Source organism: Actinoalloteichus hoggarensis (assembly GCF_002234535.1).
GTDB classification, from domain to species: Bacteria; Actinomycetota; Actinomycetes; order Mycobacteriales; family Pseudonocardiaceae; genus Actinoalloteichus_A; species Actinoalloteichus_A hoggarensis.
Genome location: NZ_CP022521.1, coordinates 3,953,822 through 3,971,712 on the forward strand (window position 1 = coordinate 3,953,822; position 17,891 = coordinate 3,971,712).

At 73.0% G+C, this 17,891-nt stretch carries 14 protein-coding genes; 12 read left to right on the plus strand and 2 right to left on the minus strand.

Going from position 1 to position 17,891, the window contains the following annotated elements:
* Window positions 1-5: 5 nt before the first annotated feature.
* Window positions 6-1,235 carry a helix-turn-helix domain-containing protein gene (locus AHOG_RS16885; RefSeq protein ID WP_093942217.1) on the minus strand — a complete coding sequence of 410 codons (1,230 nt, stop codon included), beginning with the start codon at window positions 1,233-1,235 and terminating at the stop codon, window positions 6-8.
* A gap of 190 nt (window positions 1,236-1,425) precedes the next feature.
* On the opposite strand from AHOG_RS16885, the gene AHOG_RS16890 reads away from it, so the two are divergent.
* Entirely contained in the window at window positions 1,426-2,391 is a 966-nt protein-coding gene (locus AHOG_RS16890; protein WP_093942218.1) for a hypothetical protein, read from the plus strand.
* Window positions 2,392-2,641: 250 nt separating this feature from the next.
* Here AHOG_RS16890 and AHOG_RS28690 read toward each other — a convergent pair whose 3' ends face one another.
* Entirely contained in the window at window positions 2,642-4,447 is a 1,806-nt protein-coding gene (locus AHOG_RS28690) for an amidohydrolase family protein (RefSeq protein ID WP_169725872.1), read from the minus strand.
* 124 nt (window positions 4,448-4,571) lie between these two features.
* Between AHOG_RS28690 and AHOG_RS16900 the strand changes: the two genes are divergently transcribed.
* The 11 genes from AHOG_RS16900 to AHOG_RS16950 all read left to right on the plus strand — a co-directional run bounded on the left by AHOG_RS16900 (window position 4,572) and on the right by AHOG_RS16950 (window position 17,815).
* A complete protein-coding gene (locus tag AHOG_RS16900) occupies window positions 4,572-5,477 on the plus strand; it encodes a Gfo/Idh/MocA family protein (protein WP_157736866.1) in 906 nt (301 codons plus the stop codon).
* A 52-nt stretch (window positions 5,478-5,529) separates the two neighbouring features.
* Entirely contained in the window at window positions 5,530-6,771 is a 1,242-nt protein-coding gene (locus AHOG_RS16905; protein ID WP_157736867.1) for an ABC transporter substrate-binding protein, read from the plus strand.
* Window positions 6,772-6,851: 80 nt separating this feature from the next.
* The gene (locus tag AHOG_RS16910) at window positions 6,852-7,742 is read left to right on the plus strand and encodes a carbohydrate ABC transporter permease (protein WP_093942221.1); all 891 of its coding nucleotides are present in this window, start codon (window positions 6,852-6,854) and stop codon (window positions 7,740-7,742) included.
* Complete coding sequence (locus AHOG_RS16915) at window positions 7,742-8,635, plus strand: carbohydrate ABC transporter permease (protein WP_093942222.1); 894 nt, start codon at window positions 7,742-7,744, stop codon at window positions 8,633-8,635. Before AHOG_RS16910 ends, AHOG_RS16915 begins: the two co-directional genes overlap by 1 nt.
* 8 nt (window positions 8,636-8,643) lie before the next feature.
* Window positions 8,644-9,666 carry an NAD-dependent epimerase/dehydratase family protein gene (locus AHOG_RS16920; RefSeq protein WP_093942223.1) on the plus strand — a complete coding sequence of 341 codons (1,023 nt, stop codon included), beginning with the start codon at window positions 8,644-8,646 and terminating at the stop codon, window positions 9,664-9,666.
* Window positions 9,666-10,706: a dihydrodipicolinate synthase family protein gene (locus tag AHOG_RS16925; protein WP_093942224.1), complete on the plus strand. Its 1,041-nt coding sequence runs from the start codon at window positions 9,666-9,668 to the stop codon at window positions 10,704-10,706. The genes AHOG_RS16920 and AHOG_RS16925 overlap by 1 nt, the downstream gene beginning before the upstream one ends.
* Window positions 10,703-11,944: a hydroxyacid dehydrogenase gene (locus AHOG_RS16930; RefSeq protein ID WP_093942225.1), complete on the plus strand. Its 1,242-nt coding sequence runs from the start codon at window positions 10,703-10,705 to the stop codon at window positions 11,942-11,944. The genes AHOG_RS16925 and AHOG_RS16930 overlap by 4 nt, the downstream gene beginning before the upstream one ends.
* 500 nt (window positions 11,945-12,444) lie before the next feature.
* Window positions 12,445-13,188 carry a maleylpyruvate isomerase family mycothiol-dependent enzyme gene (locus AHOG_RS16935; RefSeq protein WP_093942226.1) on the plus strand — a complete coding sequence of 248 codons (744 nt, stop codon included), beginning with the start codon at window positions 12,445-12,447 and terminating at the stop codon, window positions 13,186-13,188.
* Between the two features lie 391 nt (window positions 13,189-13,579).
* Window positions 13,580-17,053, plus strand: a complete 3,474-nt coding sequence (locus AHOG_RS16940; RefSeq protein ID WP_093942227.1) for a DUF4132 domain-containing protein — start codon at window positions 13,580-13,582, stop codon at window positions 17,051-17,053.
* A 16-nt stretch (window positions 17,054-17,069) separates the two neighbouring features.
* Window positions 17,070-17,615, plus strand: a complete 546-nt coding sequence (locus AHOG_RS16945; RefSeq protein ID WP_093942228.1) for a DUF4132 domain-containing protein — start codon at window positions 17,070-17,072, stop codon at window positions 17,613-17,615.
* Window positions 17,612-17,815: a hypothetical protein gene (locus AHOG_RS16950; RefSeq protein WP_093942229.1), complete on the plus strand. Its 204-nt coding sequence runs from the start codon at window positions 17,612-17,614 to the stop codon at window positions 17,813-17,815. Before AHOG_RS16945 ends, AHOG_RS16950 begins: the two co-directional genes overlap by 4 nt.
* Window positions 17,816-17,891 lie beyond the last annotated feature (76 nt).

Here is a 17,891-nt window from a genome sequence, read left to right on the forward strand (position 1 = left end):
GATTCTCAGAGGGTCAGCTCGTAGACGACCAACGGCCTGCCCGGACCGCTGATCCGCCTGCCGCTCGGCACCGCGATGCCCGCCCGCTCCAGTTGTTTGACGAGTCGCCGCGCGCTGCGTTCGTGAATGCCGAAGGCATCGGCGACGTCGTGTGCGGTGACCTGGGTGCTCTCAGTGCGTTCGAGCAGATCGCGGATCACCAGCAGCGTCCGGGGGCTCACCCCTGCCCGACCCGCGAGCTGGCGCAGGTCGGCGGCGGGTTCGAGCCCTCGGCCGCCCTCCTCGGCGTACAGCATCCTGGGCGCCTCGTTGGGCAGCAGGAGCGCGGCGGCGACCGGCCCCCCGTCGACGGCCTTGCCCAGCGCGGTGCCCGCGGCGGACTCGGCGGCCGACGCGGACCGTCCGATGCCGATGCCCAGGTGCGCGCGGGCGGCGTTCTCGGCGAGCTCGGCGAGTACCGGCAGCCGGGTGAACCGATGCGTCACCGTCCACAACGGACCCCGAGTGGTGACGAAGGCCGACCGGCCCTCGCCCACGTCGAATCGGCTGGCGCCGAGCCTGCTGAAGAGGCCGGTGAGCGGCGTGTCGTCGCCGTCGACCTCGGCGAGGCCGACGGCGACCTGCGCGTCCGAGTAACGATGGCTCTGTGTCTTGAGGACCAGCGAGGCGACCGCCTCTCGGGTGTCTCGCCGCGACGGGACCATCCGCACCGTCGGATGGTCGGCCCGCAGCGCGGCGAAGGCCGAACCGAGGCAGGTGAGGATCACCGTGTCGGGGCCGAGCCGGTCCACCGCCCGCCGGTGGAAGGCCACCACGTCCGCTCCGGTCTGGCCGCCGCGATACTCCAGGATCTCGGTGGCCGTGGCCTCCAGGCCCGCGGCGGTCAGCGTCTCGCGGACCTCGGCCGCCTCCAGCGTGTCGATGCTCAACGCCCGGATCTCCCGGCCGTCCCGCAGCAGCCGGATGACGTCGCTGAGCAGCGTCACGCCGCTGTAGGACACGTGCTCGGCCGGGTGTCCGACGACCCCGGCGTCCTCGGCGATCGTGTGCGGCACCACTCCGGTGAACAGCCAGGCGTCGACCTCGTCGTGATGCTCGGCGACCAGCGACGAGGCGTCGTCCTCGTGCTGGTAGGCGATCCGTATCGCCCGATTGCGCCTGCCGTCCTCGGCGACGACCGCGATCGGATCGACGAGGTCTCCTGGCCCGACCACCCCGATGGTCAGTCCGCCCACGACGCCCCCTCGCCCTCGATCACGTCCGGGGAGTCTACGGCCTGTCGACCGTCACTCATCCGGTCCGCGATCCACACGATCGGCGGAATGTGCGCGGTTTGTCGGCGCGGCGCCGCGCTGCCGTGCCGGCCCCGCCTCGGTCCCGATCCGGCCGTCCGGCCGGGTCTCACCCACGCACCGGAGGTCACCGATGAGAAGATCCAGATTCTGGCGGGCGCTGCTCGCCACCGCGCTGACGACGGCGCTCGCCGGACTCACGCTCGCGCCCTCGGCCGTCGCCCAGTCCGGCGCCCCGGCGGGGATGCACCGGTTCGTGGTGGCGATCGGCGGTCTCGACGCCGGATCGCGACAGAACTGGGTTCGGCTCGGGAACTACTCGCTCACCGCGGACGGCGAGGTGTTCGAGTCGCACTTCCACTGGAGTCAGCGCAATCGGGTACGGCGGACCGGAACCGGCGTGCGCGGCGTGGACTGCGTGGCGCGCGCCTGCCAGGTGTACACCGCCAACGGCTTTCAGGCGTCGTCTCCGCCTCAGCGGTTGGAGGGCACCTACACGGTGACCGGCTCGGTGCTGCGGATCACCTGGGTCGGCGCGGGCTGGGAGGAGTGGACGGTCAGCGAGCCGATCGACGGCAAGCTCGCGGCGCTGGGCTTCAGAGGCAGCTCCTTCGGGGCGACGCACGGATACGGCTACGGCAGCAACGCGGCGTGGCATGAGCGGGCGTCCATGGCGGAGATCGCCGCCTTCGATCACACCACGCTCGATCACGACTACCACCTCTGGAAGACCGACGCGGGGCGGCCGTATCTGGACGAGGGGTCGGGCGGCCCGTTCTGGATGCGGGACTGGCAGCGGTGTGACAGTGCGCGCTGTCTGGGCGGCCGGACTCCGGCGACCGAGTACTACCTGTCCACCGCCAACCCGACCGCGACGGATCGACGTGACACCCTGTGGCACTGGCGGACCGCCTTGGCCGACGGGCGCGGCGAGCACTGTTACACCGGAAACTCCCACGTCAAGCCGATGATGCAGATCATCGACAGCGACGGCGGCTTCCACGGCTGGGTGGCGGTGGAGGCGTCGCTGAACGAGTCCGTCCCGGATCAGGGCACCTCGGCGGACGACATCGGGGTCTTCCAGATCAGCGCCTTCTGATCGGCGCCCGCGCGGTGTGACTGCCGCGCGGGTGTGATTACTCGCTCCGGTGTGCCCCGCCGATCGGCGTCCGCCGGACGGCGCCGTCGGGACTCGCCGGACGAGTCGGCGGCCACTGAGCCCGCCCGTCGCGCACGGCGGAACGGACCGGACGATCCCGGCTTCCGGGTGTCCGGTCCGTTCGTCCGCCGGGCCGAGGTCTCGGCCCGGCGCTCCGCCGGTGTTCGCCGTCGCCGCGCGTCGCGTCGGGTCACAGCCGGAAGAGACGTCGGGCGTTGCCGCCGAGCACCGCCGTGAGTTCGTCGGCGGGCAGCCCGGCCGCCTCGACGGCGCCGAGCGCCGAGGCGGGATCGGTGAGCGTGGCGTCCGTGCCGAACAACAGCCGGTCGACGCCGATCCGATCGCGGACCCACCGCAGCCGGCCGCCGGGCGCGCGAGACAGGCTGGGCTCGAACCACAGTCGGTCGCAGCGTGCCGCGGCCGCGGGCACCAGCCGCCAGGCCGGGCCGCCCATGTGTCCGGCTATCGCCCGCAGGCCGGGCACCATCGCCACCACCTCGGCCAGGTCCAGCAGGTCCTCGCCCCAGGTGTGCACCAGTACGGGGACGTCGTGCTCCGCGACCAGTTCCAGCGCCGCCCGCATCTCCGGGGCGGCGATCGGCACGTGGGCCAGCGGCGGGTGGATCTTCGCGCCGACGAAGCCCGTGCCGATCAGCTCGCGCAGGTCGCGGCGTGCCTCGGGCAGCCTGCGCGGGTCGACGACGACCATGCCGCGCAGCCGAGGCTCCCGAGGCAGCAGGGCGGCCAGCGTCCGGTTTCCGGCCACGGCGTCGTAGAAGATCGCCTCGGTGTGCGAGACGAGCTGGCAGTCGATGCCATGCCGGTCCAGCACCGCGCCGGTGACGGCGAGATCGCCTACCGCGCAGTCGAAGGGCTGGGGGCCGACGTGGCCATGGACGTCGACGACGCGGGCGACGTCGACGGCCGACTCCGCTGTCCGAGTCGCCGCCGCCGTCCTCACCGCGGCGAGTCCCGCCGACACAGCCCCCACCACAGCGGTTCCCGCCGACGCTCTGGCGCCCGACGGACTCGCCGCCGGGGAGATCTCCGCCGGGTCCGACACCGAGTACACCGGCGCGGGCGGGCGCGCCGGTGTGGCAGGCATGCCGCCTCGCGCCCCGTCCGTCCACGGCGGGACGCGCGGTCGTGCTGGATCGGCGGTCGTGGACACCTCGGCCACGCCCGCACCGGCCGCTCCCGTGCTCCGCGGGTCGGCCCCCCGTGCCGCGGCCCCGCGCCCCGGGTGATCGGCGGTACCGAACAACCGCGCCGCGTTGCCCGCTCCGACCAGTTCCGCCTCGGCCTGCGACAGACCGGATCGGCGCAGCCGCAACGCCACCGGCTCGGCGTCGAACGTCGGCGTCGCGGTGCCGAACAGCAGACGGTCGGCTCCCACCGTCGCGGCGAGTCGCTCCAGCGAGTCGGGACCGACGAGCTGCCGGACACACGCATGGAAGCCGGGCTCGTCCGCGCAGAGCAGCCGAAGGTCGCCGAGATGGTAGGCGTGCGCGTCCAGGAACACCACCTGTGCGTCGCGCCCGACGAAGGGCTGCCAGCCGACCCGCAGGTCGCCCTCGACGAGGGCGACGAGGCCGCGCTCGGCCAGTTCCCGCGCGATCCGCCGCAGTCCGGGCGCCGTCGACGGGACGTGCTGGGCGTCGGGCAGCAGGCGGAAGGCCCGGACGCCGAGGACGGCCAGCCGCTCGATCTCGGCCAGTGAGGCGTAGGGGTCGCGCAGGTCGAGCACGCCCGCCGCGATCAGCCCCGGCTGTTCCCGCGCGGCGGCCAGTGCCTCGTCGTTTCCGGCACGCAGCCCGAGGATCGCGGCCCGCAGCGAGCACACGAGCCCGCCGGTCGCCCCCAGGCCGGCGAGTCGGGCCGCCAGTGAGGCCGCGTCGGACTCCGTCGCGCTGCCGGGGTGTCGACCCAACAGGAGGTCGCAGTCGAATAACCGGGGTCCGTCGGCCTGCGCCTCCCCGGACATCGTTGCGGTCACGACCGAAAAGCTAGCAGTCGTGCGGGATCGACTCGGCGCCGCCGCCGACTCGACCGGCACGACGTCGGAGACCGGTTCCGGCGAGGACTCCCCGCTCCCGCGGGCGGCCCGTGATACTGCCGCCATGCGGATCGGATTCCTCGGCCTGGCTCACTCCCACCCGTTCACCGACGCGGGCGTCGCCCGTTCGCTCGGCGTCGACGACATCGTCGTGTGGTCCGACGAACCCGAGCGCCTGGCACGCTTCCGCGGCGACCACCCCTGTCGCGTCGTGGACTCCCCTGCCGCGCTGCTGGCCGCCCGACCGGACGTCGTCGTGGTGACGATGCGGCCCGCCGCCGCGCCGGAGGCGGTGCGGCGGGTGCTCGCCGCGGGCATCCCCTGCTTCGGCAACAAGCTGCTCGCCGTCGACGAGCGGGGACTCGACACGCTGGACGCGGCCGTCGCCCAGGCTCCGGACCGCTTCCTCACCACGTCGGTGCTGCGCTTCTCCCCCGCCGTGGCGGAGTTGTCCGCACGCGTCGCACCCGGCGACGTCCTGGCCGCCCGCGCCGAGGTGGCGCACGACATCGGGGCGTTCCTGGCCCCGGAACGGGCCTGGCAGGACGATCCGGCGACCGGCGGCGGGACGCTGCTCTCGGTGGGACTGCACGGCATCGAGCTGCTCGACGCGGTGCTGCGTCCGCAGACCGGCTTCTCCCCGGTCGCGGCGCTGGGTGCGGCGCGAGTGCACGACACGGCGTCCGAGGACGTCGGCGTCCTGCTGTTGCGGGGACCCGACGGCCTGCCCGCGACGGTGGAGGTCGTGGGTGTCGGGCCGGGTGAGCGCTACGCCGTCACGCTGCACACGAGCTCGGGGCGCGCCGAGGCGGTGCTCGAGGGCGCCGATCCGCGGGAGGCCCTGGGTTATCGGGGCACGATGCGCGCGGTGCTGCGCATGGCGGCGGGCGCGAGCAGCGAGGTCGACTGGACACGCAGCCGAGCGGTGCTGCACGCGGCGATCCGGTCCGCGCGAACAGCTCGTTCTTGACGCCCCACCACCACGAATATACGGTCGTGTCCGCAATTGGGAGGTGGTGGCCATGCGGAGGACGCGACTCGCGGCGGCGCTGACGGCGGTGGTCTCGGTGTGCGGCCTGCTCACCGGCTGCGGCAGCCCCGACGACGGCCGGGACACCGTGACGATGTGGACGTATCCGATCATCACCGATCCGACGGCCGATCGGGAGTTCTGGACGCGCACCGTGGCGGGATTCCGTGAGCGACACCCGGAGATCCGGGTCGAGGTCGTCTCCCAGCCGTGGTCCAACCGCGACGCCACCCTCACCACCGCCCTGCTCGCGGGCAAGGGACCCGACGTCGGCTATCTCATCCCCGACCAGGTGGGCCGCTACCACGCGCAGGACGTCCTGGCCCCGATCGAGGACTTCCTCCCCGAGGAGACCATGGCGGACTACCGGGACAACGCGTTGGCAGCGCTGAGCATCGACGAGATCCCGTACGTCGCTCCGATCCTGATGAGCGCGCTGGTGGGCTCCTGCGATCAGCGGGTGTTGGACGCCACCGGCGTGGAGCCGCCGAGCACCTGGGCGGAGTTACTCGAGATCGCGCCCGTGCTGCGAGAACAGGGCTACTACGCCACCCACTACCAGGGCGATCTCCAGGCCGCGCTGAACATGAACTTCTACCAGTACCTGTGGCAGGCGGGCGGCACGGTCTTCACCGACGACGGCGACCGGCTAGCCGTGGACGGCCCCGAGGGCGTGGCCGCGCTCGAGTTCCTGACGACGCTGGTGGACGAGGAGTACGTCGACCGCTCGGCGCTGACCCAGGCCTACCAGCCGGACCAGTCGCCGATGGCCAGGGGCCGGGTCGCCTGCGTCTACAACATGGGTCCCACCGAGGCCGCCGCGGCGATGGGCGGCAGCGAGCATCTGCGGATCACCCCGCCGCTGACCGGCGCCGTGCAGACCGCCTACGGGACGGTCGGCGGCTACGCGGTCTTCCACGAGGCACGCGACCCCGACGCGGTCCGGGCCTGGATGGCGTATCTGACCAGCACCGAGGTCATGTCCGACTACAACAGGGCGGCCGGGTACTTCTCGCCGAGGGAATCGGTGACCGACCTCTACCCGGACGATCCGGTGCTCGCCGAGGCCGAGCAGTACCTGGAGCTGACCACACCGGGCGAACCGCACTCCCGCTATCGCGAGGTGCTCCAGATCGTGGCGCCGCTGGTGCAGTCCGCGCTGCTCGGCGAGCAGTCTCCGCAGGACGCGCTCACCGAGGCCGCGCGGGTCGCCGAGCCGTTGCTGGCGAGCTGACCTCCGCGTCGCCGTCCTTCCCCGCCCCGATGTCCAGGCGGCGGATCACCGTCCGCCTCGCCACGAGGAGTCGCCGTCTGATGACCACCATCGCGCGCCGCGCCCGACGCGGCAGACCGCTGTCCCCCGGCTGGATCGGGCTCGGTTTCGTCCTGCCCTGCTTTCTGCTGTTCCTGATGTTCCGCTTCGGTCCCGCCATCGCGGGCGTGCTGCTGAGCTTCGCCAACTACACCGTCGGCGGAAACCTGGAGTGGAAGGGCCTGCTCAATTACCAGCGACTCGTCGCGGACCCCGGCTTCCTCAACGCCTTACGGGTGACGCTGGTCTACACGCTGATCTCGGTGCCGTTGACCATCGTCGCCGCCACCGGCCTGGCACTGCTGACGCGACGGGCCTTCCGCGGCGCGCGGCTGTACCGGTCGATCTTCTTCCTTCCGGTGGTCACCAGTCTCATCCTGGCGGGCGTCGTGTTCACCTGGATCTTCTCCAGCGGCGGGCCGTGGTCGACGGTGTTGAGCGCCTTCGGGTTCCCGGTCACCGACTGGCTGGAGAGCGGCACCTTCGCCCTGCCCGCCGTGGCGCTGGTCGGCGTGTGGACGCGGTTCGGCTACGGCGTGCTCATCATCCTCGCCCGGCTTCAGGAGGTGCCCCGCGAACTCGAGGAGGCCGCGGTCGTCGACGGCGCGGGCCCGTGGCGTCGCTTCCGACACGTGGTGCTGCCGCAGCTCCGGCCCGCGGTGTTCTTCCTGGTGATCATCGAGACGACCTTCTCCTTCCAGGCGTTCGACACCATCTACGTGATGACCTCCGGCGGCCCGGTCGACGCCACCTACTCGCTGGTGTTCGACCTCTACCAGGAGAGCTTCGTCAACTTCGACTTCGGCTACGCCGGGGCGATCGGCGTCGTGCTGTTCGTGCTCACGCTCGTCATCGCCCTCATCCAGCGGGCCACCGTGGGCAGGGAGTCCTGATGTCGGTCGTCGACACGATCAACGGGCTGACCAGGCCCTCGGCCGGTCGTCGAACCACCGCCACGCGGGACCCGTTCGCGCCCCGAGGCGTGGCCAAGGTGCTCACCCACCTCATCGCCGCGGTGTGCGCCCTGGTCACCATGTTCCCGCTGTACGCGATGGTGATCCTGTCGCTGCGCAGGCCGGGAGCCGTCGAGTTCCCGGCGAGCCTGGTGCCCTGGGATCTCTCCGTCGAATCGTTCGGCCTCATCTTCGCGACGCCCGAGGTGTGGCGGTGGATGGCGAACACACTGGTCTACGCCCTGGTGTCGGTGGTGCTGATCCTGCTGATCTCGGCGATGGCCGGCTACGCCTTCGCCAAGCGGCGGTTCCGGGGCCGCGAGGTGATGTTCTGGTCGCTGGTCTCCATGCTGATGGTGCCGTACCAGGTGACGCTGATCCCGCTGTTCATCCTCGTCGCACGCTCGGGCGGGGTGGACACCTACTGGGGGCTGATCCTGCCGGGGCTGGCCAACGTGCAGGCGGTGTTCCTGATGCGGCAGTTCATCATGGGCATCCCGGACGACCTGATCGAGGCCGCGCGCATCGACGGGTGCGGCGACTGGCGGATCTTCGCCCGCATCGTGCTGCCGCTGTGCAGGCCGATCCTGGCGACCCTGGGGATCTTCGTCTTTCTGTGGCACTGGAACGACTTCCTGTGGCCGCTGCTGGTCGGACAGGACCCGGCGATGCGCACGCTGACCACCGGCATCGCCTCCCTGCAGGCGGAGCAGATCCCGTTGTCGCAGGTGTTCGCCGGTTCGGTGGTGGCCTTCGTGCCGATCTTCCTGGCCTACCTCGTCGGTCAGCGCTACATCACCGACAACGCCGTGGCCGTGGGAATCAAGGGATAGGGAGCGACATGTTCACCGACGAGATCGCACTGGAGACGGCGTTGTCCGCGCCGTCGGCCGCGCTGGTCGCCGAGGCGGCCGACTGGCCGGGCGACCTGGTGGTGCTGGGCGCGGGCGGGAAGATGGGCCCGACACTGTGCCGGATGGCCCGGCGGGCCGCCGACGAGGCGGGCCGCACCGACCTGCGGGTGCACGCCGTGTCCCGCTGGACCGACGCCGCCGTCGCCGACCGGCTGCGCGCCGAGGGCGTCGAACCCGTGGTCTTCGACCTCACGCTCGACGCCGACCTGACCGCGCTGCCCGACGCGGCGGGCGTGGTGTTCATGGTGGGGGCCAAGTTCGGCAGCTCGGCGGCGCCGCACCACGCCTGGGCGGTCAACGCCGTGCTGCCCGCGCTGGTGGCCCGCCGCTATGCCGACAGCGCGATCGCGGCGTTCTCCACCGGCAACGTCTACCCGCTGGTCCCCGTGGCCGCCGGGGGCTGCACCGAGGACGACGCGCCGGGGCCGGTCGGCGAGTACGCGATGGCGTGCCTGGGCCGGGAGCGGGTCCTGGAGCACGCGGCGGACGCCAGGGGAACGCGGATCGCGGTGCTGCGGCTGAACTACGCCGTCGAACCCCGCTACGGCGTGCTCGCCGACGTCGGCAGGGCCGTGGCCGCCGCCGAGCCGGTCGACGTCACGACCTCCCACGTCAACGTCGTCTGGCAGCGCTACGCCAACGAGGTCGCCCTCCGAGCCATGACCAGGGCGAGCAGCCCGCCGCTGGTCCTCAACCTCACCGGGCCGGAGACGGCCTCCACCCGCCGGATCGCCCTGGGACTCGCCGAGCGCCTCGGCGTGCCGGCCGTGTTCACCGGGGAGGAGGCGCCCAGCGCCCTGCTGAACGACGCGGGCCGCTGCCATGCCCTGTTCGGCTACCCCGACGTGGCCTTGGGGACGCTGCTGGACTGGCAGGCGGAGTGGATCGGCTCGGGCGGGGTGCTGTGGAACAAGCCGACGAAGTTCCAGCGTCGCGATGGGAGGTTCTGATGATCTCGACCGCCCTGCCCGAAGCCGAGGCCGCGCTGCTGGCCGACGGAACGGTGATTCCCGCGCATCCGCTGGCGCTGACCGCAGGCAGGCGACTCGACGAACGCCGCCAGCGCGCCCTGACCCGCTACTACGTCGACGCGGGCGCGGGCGGCCTGGCCGTGGCCGTGCACACCACTCAGTTCGCGATCCGCGAGCCGTCCGTCGGCCTGCTGCGGCCGGTGCTGGAACTGGCGGCCGAGACGATGGACGCCCACGTCGGCGACCGACCGTTCCTGCGCATCGCGGGCGCCTGCGGGCCGGTCGCCCAGGCCGTGGCCGAGGCGGAGCTGGCGGCCGAGCTCGGCTATCACGCGGTGCTGCTGTCCCCCGGCGGGCTCGCGAAGCTCGACGAGGCGGCGCTGCTGGATCGGGCCGCCGCCGTGGGCCGAGTGCTGCCCGTCATCGGCTTCTACCTTCAGGAGGCGGTGGGCGGCCGCAGGCTGACGGTGGACTTCTGGCGGCGGCTCGCCGACCTGCCGTCGGTGGTGGCGGTCAAGGCCGCGCCCTTCGACCGCTACCGCACCCTCGACGTCGCCAGGGGCCTGGCCGAGTCCGATCGGGGCGGCGAGGTCGCCCTGTACACCGGCAACGACGACAACATCCTGCTTGACCTGCTCGGCGGCGGGGGCGGCCGGGTGGTGGGCGGCCTGCTCGGACAGTGGGCGGTGTGGACGGCGGGCGCGGTGCGGACCTGGGAGCTGGCCCGCCGGGCCAGGCAGGGCGACGGCGCGGCACTGCGGCTGGCCGTCGAGCGCGCCCCGCAGCTCACCGACGCCAACGGCGCGGTCTTCGACGTCGACAACGCCTTCCGCGGCTGCATCGCCGGGGTGCACGAGGTGCTGCGCGGGCAGGGCCTGCTGGCGGGCACCTGGTGTCTGGATCCCGCCGAGAGCCTCTCCCCCGGGCAGGCGGCCGAGATCGACCGGGTGCGCGCGGCCTATCCGTGGCTGCTGGACGACGAGTTCGTCGCGGCCAACCGGGATCGGTGGCTGCGATGAGCATCGTGGTGGCGGTGCCCCGGCGGTGGCGCGAGGCGTTCTTCGACGCGGGAGCGGCGGTCGGGCGAGGCCGGGACGAGGACGGGGCCGCGCAGTCCGGTGTGGACGGATCGGCCGACGCCGGAGGGCCTGCGTCGAGCCTCGGTGCCGAGCGGGGGCCCGGCATCGGTACGCGGACGCGGTGCGGCACGGGCGAGGACGCCGGGGAGGATCCCCGTGAAGGCGGTGCCCGAGGCTCCGGCGAGCCCGAGGAACGGTCGCCGGTCCTCGACGGATCGGCGAGCGGCGTGGGGGACGTCGGCACGGCGGACGACCTCGGCACGCTCGCCGCGCTGACCGGACTCGGCACGCTGCGCGTCGTGCCCCAGTCCGACCCGCTTCCCGCCGACACGCGGGTGCTGATCACCGGCTGGGGCGCCCCCGTGCTCGACGAGGTGACGCTGGCGGCGGCCCCGCGGCTGGCGTTGGTGGCTCATACCGGCGGCACGGTGAAGCCGTTCGTGACCGACGCCGTGTGGCGACGGGGCATCCGGGTGACACAGGCAGGCGCGGCGATGGCCTATCCCGTCGGCGAGGTCGCGTTGGCCTTCACCCTGGCGCTGCTGCACCGGATTCCCCGCTTCGACCACGCGCTGCACGCGGGAGCGGGCTGGGCGAGGGCGAAGGCCGCGCCGCCCCGGCACGAGCTGGCGGCCGGCCGGATCGGCGTCGTCGGGGCGTCGCGCACCGGGCGCGAGTACATCCGGCTGGTGCGGCTGCTCGGGGCGACGGTGACCGTCGCCGATCCCTACCTGACCGAGGCCGAGGCCGAACAGCTGGGCGTGCGCGTCGCGACGCTCGACGAGGTGCTCGCCGAGAACCGGATCGTCGCCCTGCACGCCCCGGTGCTGCCGGAGACCCGACACCTGCTGGGTCCGCGTGAGCTGTCGCTGCTGCCCGACGGCGCCGGCCTGGTCAACACCGCCCGATCCTGGCTGGTGGACCCCGTCGCGCTGCTCGCCGAGCTGCGCAGCGGCCGGATCGACGCCGCCGTCGACGTCTTCGACGACGAGCCTCTCGCCGAGGACGATCCGCTGCGCGACCTGCCGAACGTGCTGCTCACCCCGCACGAGGCGGCGGGCACGGTGGAGGCTCGGCGACGGCAGGGCGATCTCGTGATCGCGGAGATCGAGCGATTCCACCGTGGTGAGCCACTGCGACACGAGGTGACGGCGGCGGACTGGCATCGGATCGGCTGAGCGGCCCCGCGCCGCGGCACACGAGGCGTTCTCATCGTCGGCGGGCCGGAGGTTCCCGTGCGGCGTCGGCCGGGTCGGCGGCCGGGCGGGTCGGCGGCCGGTCGATGCGGCGGCCGGTCGAGGCGCCGGACGTCCCGCGCCGTCAACGCGGGCGCGGTGAAGGACGACGGGCCGCAGGCCGGGCGTACCGGTGTGGCACGACGGTCGCGAGTCGCACCGGGCACCCGCGATCGAGCGGCCGAGCCGGTGCCGTGCGGGCACGGGTGCCAGTGCCAGTGCCAGTGCCGGTGCCGGTGCCGGTGCCGGTGCCGAGCGGGTACGGGGGCGGACGTCGATGCCGGACCGCACCGGCCGGGTGTCCGATCACGGGACCGACGGGACGGACGGGACGGACGACGGCAGTCCGGGATCTGCGGCGTCGAGGCGGCGGCCACGTCCTGGTGGATGCCGCGCCGCCCCGTCCCTTGCTGTCGCACCCACGGCGCGGGCATGGTCGAACCGTGAGGATCGCCGACTACATCGAGACGCTCGACCACGAGGGCAGGCTGGTCACCGAGGCCGCGCGCCCCGCCGACCTGGACGCCCCCGTCCCGGACTGTCCGCGATGGCTGGTGCGGGACCTCCTTCGACATCTGGGCGCCGTCCATCGCTGGGCCACCGCGTTCGTCGCCGAGGGACGAGACCAGCCGGTGGCACTGCCGACACCGCCCGCGATGTCCGACGACGCGCTCCTGCCCTGGCTGCGTGACGGGTTGGACCGGCTCGTCACGACGCTGCGGGCCGCGCCCCCCGACCTCGCCTGCTGGACGTTCCTCCCGGCACCCTCCCCGTCGATCTTCTGGGCACGTCGCCAGGCCTACGAGACCGCCGTACACCGAGTGGACGTCGAGAAGGCCCGTGGTCTGCCGATCTCGCCGTTGGACCCGGAGTTCGCGGCGGGCGGCATCGACGAGCTGCTCACGGGGTTCCACGCACGACAGCGGAGTCCCGTGCGCACCGATTCGCCGAAGACGCTGCGGGTGCGGGTCACCGACGTCGCCGAGGCGGACTGGATCGTGCGGCTCTCCGACGAGCCGCCGCGGACCGTGCGTGTCTCGGCGGACCCGCCGGCCGCCGACTGCGTGTACGAGGGTCCGGCCGCCACGCTGTACCTGGTGTTGTGGAACCGGCTCCCGCCGGAGGCGGTGCGGATCACCGGCGACGTGAGTCTGGCGCACCGCTGGCGTGCCCTCACCAGCGACTGATCGACGCCTTCCCGCTCGGCGAGCCCCGGCGGCGGGGTCCAGCGGCGCGGCCCGCCATCGACGCCCCGTCGCCGTCGGCGGGCAGCATCGATCTCGACGGCGGGGGCACGCGGGCGGGCGCAGGCCCGATCGGCGAATCCCGCGAGCGGCCCGACGTCCTCCCGCCCCGAATGCGGACATCGAGGAACACCCTCGTGGTCGACGCGGACCATCGGGGCAGCGGCGAGTGCTCCGGTCACGTGATCATCGCTGTCGGACGACCAGACTAAAGTCTTTCGATGATCAAGGACTTGACGGTCGAACGACCGGCGTGATCGACGGGCCGAACCGAGACGCACCCGCCGGACCACGCTCGCGCCGACGACGCCGTACCCCTCCCGAAGGAGCCGCCGTGACCGCCGACGACGAGGACGTCCTCCGCATCCCGGTCGAATGGCACCCGCACATCGACCCACGTCGCGACGGGCGCAGCCTCCCAGCGCTCACGCCGGTGCCCAAGGCCGCGGCGAAGGCGGCGAAGCTGGTCGCCGACGCCGCCACCACGCTGGAAACGGTCCTGGCCGGGCCGACCGCCGACGGAGACTGCGTGGCGGCCGCACGTGACCAGCTCGCCGGGATCGCGACTCCGCTGGGCGCGGCCGTCGTCGCCGGAGTCGTGACCACCACCTTGGCGGACGCCAGGCTCGGCGGCCTCGCGGTGTTCGCCGACGCCTGGGCGTCGAGTCACGGGATCGTGTTCGCCGCCGAGGCCGTCGCCGAGCTCGCCGACCTCACCGTCTCGGCGGGCATCCCCAAGCAGTCGGGCTCGGCCAGGTCGGCCGAGACCACGGGCCCCGGCATGGACACGCAGGCACCCCCGCTGGGTCCTCGCCCGAGGAGCGCCGGTGAGCAGCATCCGGCGCGCTGGCCCGCCGAACCCGTCGCCCGGCGGGTCCGCGCCCTGCTGGCCCATGCGGACGAGGCGGACTACGTCGCCGCGGGCATCGCCTTGGCGGCGCGGCGACGCGGCGAGTTCCAGCGGACCGTCACCGCTTTTCTGCTGCCCACCGAGCAGTCCTGGCTCGGAGCCGGAGCAGCGGGCTCGGGTAGCAGGGGGATCACGGCCGTCGACTCCCTGCTGGCCCGCACCACTCGGTCCGCGGCCGACGGCTCCCGACTGCTCACCGCGCTGGCGGCCGACAGGAACGCGAGCACCGAACAGTGGTGGAGCCTGTTGTGCACGGCCGCGGACGGCCTCGACGACTACACCGTGCTGATCGGACTCGCCACCACGCTCCTTCACGGCAGACCCCTCGGCGACGGCCGGGTACCGGCGGTGCCGGCGGCACGGGACGTCGCCGCCGCGATCTTGGCGGCGCTTCCGGCGGATGCCGCCTTCACCGCGCTGACGCACACCTCCGAGGAGGAGTGGGACGTGGGCGCGGCGGTGGCGACGGCGGTGCGCCGCTTCCCGCGCCGTGGCCTGCGGCTGCTGGCAGGCGTGCAGGCGAGCGCGTCGACGGCGGCCGGTCGGCTGTCCCGCAATCTCGCCGCGGCGAATCCGGCGCTCGCCGCCGAGGTCCTCAGCACGCTGTCCGGCGCGGCCGCCGACCGGCTCGCGACGACGATCCAGGCGAACAACCGGTATCGAGTGGCAGCGGACGACGCCGTGCCCACGCCACTGACCGTCGTCCCGTGGACCCGGACCACGCCTGCGTCGCCGGTACCGGCGATCTTCGATCTGCCCGTGCCGCCCACCGAACCGCCGAGCGCACACTGGTTGCCGGGCGAACAGCACGCGTGGGCTCGGCATCGAGCGGCCGAGGCCTATCACGATTGGGACGAAGCCTTCGCGGACTGGGCGTCGGTCGCCGATGCCCATCGCCGGGGCGCCCTGTCCGACTCGAAATCAGTCCGTCTGTTCGCCGAGGGGCCTGCCACACTGGTCGGCCCGATGCTCGCGGAGTGGCACCCCGACTACTCCTGGGACATCGGGCGCCACGCGCGGAGGCTCGCCGGTCGCCACGGCGTCGCAGTGCTGCCGACTCTCCGGCGGATGGCCGCCGAACAGCCTCTCACCTGCGCGGTATCCCTCTTACCCTTTCGCGACGCCGCGGTGGCCGAGTTGATGGCCGAGCTGTTCTCCCGGAGTGCCACGGTGCGGACCGTGGCGTCGGCCTGGCTGGCTCGGCACGGCGTCCATGCCGCGCGGCTGCTGCTGCCCGCGGCGCTCGGCGGCGACGGACGGGGGCGGACACGGGCGCGGGCCGCACTGCGCGTCGCCGCCGACGGACACGAGGAGGCCGTCACCGCCGATGCCGCGCGGTTGTACGGGGAGGCGGCGGGCGAGGTCGTCGCGAGACTGACGGCCGTCGACCCCCTGGACACCGATCCGATGTCCGGGCGTGCCGCGCGGCAGCCGGTGGTCGGCGACTGGGCGGATCCCGTGCTGCTGCCGCCGATCCTGCTCTCCGACGGGCGACATACCCTCCCCCGCACCGCGATCCTCACCTTGCTGACCGTCCTGGCGACGCGCGGCATGCGGCGATCCCATCCGCTCCTCGTGGCGATCCGGGCGTCCTGTGACACGGCGTCGCTGGGCGAGTTCGTCTGGCGGCTTCATCAGATCAAGGAGAAGACGGACCGACGGGAACGGACGGGATGGGAGCAGCGCGCGGGCGCCGACGTCTCGGACTGGGCGGTGACCGCGCTCGGGCTCCTAGGGGATGACGAGACGGCCCGCCGGATCGCCGGGATCATCTCGGGCCGTGCACGGGTCGTCGGGGCCGCCAGGAACGTCGCGGTCGTGCGCGCGCTCGCCGAGATCGGCACCGACGCCGCGCTCACCCACCTCCAGCGCGTCGACCGGCGTGACCGGACCGAACGTCAGCAGGATCAGGCACGACTCTGGTTGACCATCGAGGCCGGTCGACGCGGCCTCGGACTCGCCCAGCTGGCACAGCGGACGGTGCCCCGCCTCGGGTTCGGTCCCGACGGGCGGCAGACCGTGGACTACGGACGGCGACGCTTCAGCGTGAGCATCGACGACGGTCTTCAACTCGTCGTCACCGACGAGACCGGCGCCGTCCGCAAGACCCTGCCCGCCGTCCTGGCGAGTGACGACCACGAACGGGCACAGGCGGGGCAGGACCGGATTCGAGTGCTCCGCGCCGAACTGCGAGCCGTCGTCGACGACCAGGTCCGGAGGCTGACCGACGAGATGACCCGACCGGTGCCGCAGCCGGTGGCACTGTTTCGAGAAGGACTGCACCATCCCGTGTTGTGGCCGGTGTCACGCGGTCTGGTGTGGCTCGCGGTCGAACCCGGCCGGAAGCCGGTGGCGTTCCGGGTCGCCGAGGACCGGACCTTCGCCGACGTCGACGACGATGAACTCGCCGTCACCGATGCGGCGACCGTCTCCCCCGCCCATCCCGCACGGCTGGGCGCGGGCCTCGATCGTTGGGCGAAGACGTTCAGCGAGTACGAGATCCTGCAGCCCTTCCCTCAGCTGGGCAGGCCGGTACCCGCGCTGACCGACGACGAGCGGGGAGCGAGCGAACTGGCGCGGTTCCACGGGCTCGTCCTGACCGGCGCCGCCCTCCGCAGGCTCACTCATCCCTCCCACGCCTGGCAGAAGGCCGGACTGCGCCCCGACGGCTCTTACCGTGCGCTCATCCGAGAGACCGGCGACCGGACGGTGGTCGTCGAACTGGACGTGTCGCCTGCGGGGAGGCGGCGGATACACCGAATCCGGCTCCACGACGAGCCCGGTGGCGGCTGGGGGGATCGCCAGGCAGGACGTCCCTTCGGTGACCTCGACTCCGCGACCGCGGCGGAGGTCATCGCCGATCTGACCACGCTGACCGAAGCCGGACAGATCGCGTGATCACCCACTGCCGACGATGTCCCGCGCGTCCGGCCGGAGCGGCGCGACCACCGCGATCCGCGGGCGGGACGGCACGTGGCCGGCGGCGCTCGCCCGCCTGGGCCGGACGCGGTCCGCGTCGCGATTCCGCGGTCTGGTGGCGCACCCGATGCTCTGGCCGCTACTGCGCGGCCTGGTGTGGCTGGCGACGGAACCCGGTGGGGAACCGGTCGCGTTCCGCGTCGCCGAGGACCGCACCTTCGCCGACGTCGAGGACGACGAGCTCACGGTGAGCGACCTCCCGACCGTCACCGTCGCCCACCCCGTACGGCTCCGCGCCGACCTGGATCGGTGGGCGAAGATCTTCGGTGAATACGAGATCATCCAGCCGTTTCCCCAGTTGGGCAAGCCGATTCCTGTGCTGACCGCTGCCGAGCGCGCGGCGACCGAGCTGGTTCGATTCCAGGATCGCTCCGTTCCCACCACCGTGCTCGGCCGGTCCCTGCGCGGCGCGAGCGGCCGGTGGGGGCGGGATGGCAGGGCGACGGCTCGTACCGGTTCCTCGTCCGCCGGACCGCCGTGAACCGCACCGTGGTCGTGGAGCTGGGCGACTCGGTGTCGGGGCGGCGTCGGTTACGCCGGGTGCGACTGGAGGACGAGTCCGGCGCGGGCTGGGGGGATCGGAAGTCGGCCGGTTCCTTCGGGGATCTCGACCCGGCGACCGCAGCCGAGGTCCTCACGGAACTGACCGAACTGACCGGAGTCGACGAGGCGACGGTCTGACGGGGTCGGCCGTCGGGCAGGCCGCCCGCGAGGTCGGCGGTGCCGCGGCGAGGCAGGCCGGCCCTGCCGGGACGAC